The organism is Cupriavidus sp. GW823-FHT06D04 (assembly GCF_058795055.1).
Map to the genome: position 1 here is coordinate 1 of NZ_JBXAHL010000092.1, position 3,060 is coordinate 3,060.

The following is a 3,060-nucleotide window of genomic DNA, read 5'->3' on the forward strand; positions in this document are numbered from 1 at the left end:
AGCTTTGCCATCCCTACATCATGCCGCTTGACGCGCGGCGGACGGCGACACGTGTCGCACTTGAAACCGTCTCTAAGGACTCGATTACCGTCGCCTATGCACTCGGCATGGGCGAGGTGGAACTGCTTGGCAAGATTGGTACGTCGAAGGCCGATATCGATCGCCTGTGCAAGCGCCTGCAGTCCAAAGCGCGCCACATCCGGATTGTCTACGAGGCCGGCCCCTGCGGATATGGGCTGTACCGGCAGCTTGCAGGAAAGGGATTCGAGTGCATGGTATGCGCGCCGTCGCTAATCCCCAGGAAGCCCGGCGAGCGTGTCAAGACCGATCGGCGCGATGCGATCAAGCTCGTGCGATCGCATCGCGCCGGTGACCTGTCAGCGGTGTACGTGCCCAGCGTGGAAGATGAAGCATTCCGGGATCTGTCACGCGGCTGGGTCAGTGCCAAGGACGATCTGAAGCGCGCCCGCCAACGGCTCAAGGCCTTTCTGCTTGCGCACGGGGTCCGCTACAGCGGCAAAGCCGACTGGGGACCGGCGCACAGGCGCTGGCTGAGTGCCTTTGCCTTCGACAGTGCGTGGCAGCAACTTGCCTTTGACGAATATCGACGCACCATCGAGGATCGGATCGCGCAATGCAGCCGTCTTGAAGCGGCCCTGCGCGAGGCAGTAGTCAACTGGCGCTTCTATCCGGCCGTACTGGGCTTGCAGACCATGCGCGGCGTGCAGTTCACCACGGCGGTAGGCATGCTCGCCGAGTTGGGCGATCTCTCGCGCTTCGCGCATCCGCGCCAACTGATGGCCTGGCTTGGCGTGACGCCCTCCGAACACTCGTCGGGGGACAAGCGGCGCCAGGGCAGCATCACCAAGAATGGCAATAGCTATGCAAGAAAGCTGCTGGTCGAGGCGGCCTGGAGTTACCGCCATCCGGCACGCGTGAGCCCCGAGATCCAGCGCCGGCACGAAGGCATCCCAAAGGCCATCATTGACCGCTCCTGGGATGCCCAAGTTCGACTGTGCCGGCGCTATCGCAGACTTGCCGCACGCGGCAAGAACCCGAACATTGCGGCCGTCGCGGTGGCCCGCGAACTCAGCGGCTTCATCTGGGACATCAGCCAACTCGCGATGTCGCTTGCCGTACCGAACGAGGCGCAGACAACGTAACCGGCCAACATATACCCACACCTACTGCGGAGCCAGTTTCCTGAAGGCGGCGTAGCCCGGCACACGAGCAACCCGCGGCTTGACTAGGCAACGGATTCCATCCGACTTGCGGCGTTAGATAGCGCCAGGCTCATTGGGCGGACCTCTGTAATGCGGTAACCAACCCGCGGATATCAGTGCGATCCACCGTCGATACTTACTGCTACGTCGCCCTTAGGAAATTGGCATGGTGGGGGAACAACATGAAACTGTGAAGCGGAATCAAACCAATCTCGATTGACACGGGAAATGGAATGAACGCCTCCCACCTGCGGGGGGCCGTGGAGACCACCAAGCACGGTAAATTCTCGCCGACGTAGAGACATCGGATATTGCCGTCTGGGGGGATGATGAGGATCCCTAGGCTAGGCAGCCAACCGGAGATTCAAAATGAAACTCGCGCCCGTGGGAGTGGACATTGCAAAAAGCGTCTTTCAGGTGCACTGGGTCGACCAGGAGTCCGGCGTGGAGATGACCCGCTTTTTTGGACACCCACTATCTTGAACCGTAGGGGGTACCCATCATGGCCAAAACTCGAGCGCCGTATGCCGACGCTTTCCGGCAGCAAATGATTGACCTGGTCCATGCCGGCCGGACGCCGGAAGACCTGGCCAAGGAATTCGAACCCACTGCCCAGACCATCTACAACTGGGTCGCGCAAGCCGACCGCGACGCCGGAAAGCGTCACGATGGCCTGAGCACTGCTGAGCGTCAGGAACTGACCCGTCTTCGTAGAGAGCTTCGTCAGGTCAAGATGGAGCGCGATATATTGGCAAAAGCCGCGGCCTGGTTCGCCCGGGAGACCGGAACGGTACCCGACAAGGGTTCGAATTCATGAAGGCGAACCAGGCCACCTGGCCCTTGGCGACCATGGCACGGCTGCTCAAGGTCTCGCGCAGCGGTTTCCATGCGTGGAATCAACGCCGGCCATCGGCCCATGCGCTGCGAGATATGGACCTGCTGGCACGCATCCGGGTCATCTACGCGCGTTCGCACGGCACCTATGGCATGCCGCGCATTCACGCGACGCTGGCCCGGCAAGGAATACACGTCGGGCGCAAGCGCGTGACGCGCCTGATGCGTGAAGCGGGCCTGCGCGGCGTGAGCCGGCGTCGCTGGGTAAAGACCACACGGCGAGCACTTGGGGCACGACCGGCTCCAGATCTCGTGCAGCGCCACTTCCAAGCTGACGCACCGAACCGTCTGTGGGTCGCCGATGCGACCTACATACCGACCGCAGCAGGCTTCTTCTATCTCGCGGTGGTGTTGGATGTGTTCAGCCGCCGGATTGTTGGCTGGGCTATGGGCAGCTATCTGCGTACCGAGTTGATGCTGCAGGCGCTGGATATGGCGCTCGCGCAGCGCCGCCCCGAGGATGTCATTCACCACTCGGATCAAGGGTGCCAGTACACCTCCATTGCGTTCGGGCGACGTTGCCGTGAAGCCGGTGTGCGCCCCTCAATGGGTTCGGTGGGAGACGCCTTCGACAATGCAATGTGCGAGAGCTTTTTTGCTACGCTCGAATGTGAGCTGCTCGCGCGCACTCGATTTGTCTCGCACGACGAGGCCCGCCAAGCGCTGTTTACTTTCCTCGAAGGCTGGTACAACCCGCACCGCCTGCACAGTGCTCTGGGCTATCTCTCCCCGCAGGAATTTGAAAAGCTACCTGTCGGTGTCATGAATCCGCCGCTACACCGGGCCTACACCGCCCCATTACAAGGAGAAAACCCATCGACATAAAATTCAAATGCAGATCTGTCCGATGAAACGGGGTAACCCCAGCGAGATCATGAGCAAACGTCTTAAGCGAGCAGTCTTTCTGGAGCATTTTGCTAATCGCGAACCTTGCTTAATCGGC

Annotated in this window: 2 protein-coding genes; both read left to right on the top strand. The window is 60.9% G+C overall.

What is annotated here, in order from left to right; translation table 11 throughout:
- Positions 1–20: 20 nt before the first annotated feature.
- Entirely contained in the window at positions 21–1,163 is a 1,143-nt protein-coding gene (locus tag AC1Q7H_RS39650; RefSeq protein WP_492316797.1) for an IS110 family RNA-guided transposase, read from the top strand.
- Positions 1,164–1,725: 562 nt separating this feature from the next.
- A protein-coding gene (locus AC1Q7H_RS39655) for an IS3 family transposase (RefSeq protein ID WP_234942778.1) occupies positions 1,726–2,942 on the top strand; the annotation gives its coding sequence in 2 pieces (ribosomal slippage) (positions 1,726–1,975 and positions 1,975–2,942; 1,218 coding nt in all).
- The last annotated feature ends 118 nt before the right edge of the window (positions 2,943–3,060 follow it).

Excerpts from the sequence above, each read along its gene's own strand:
- AC1Q7H_RS39650 (WP_492316797.1), top strand. The coding sequence starts at position 21 with ATGCCGCTTGACGCGCGGCGGACGGCGACACGTGTCGCACTTGAAACC.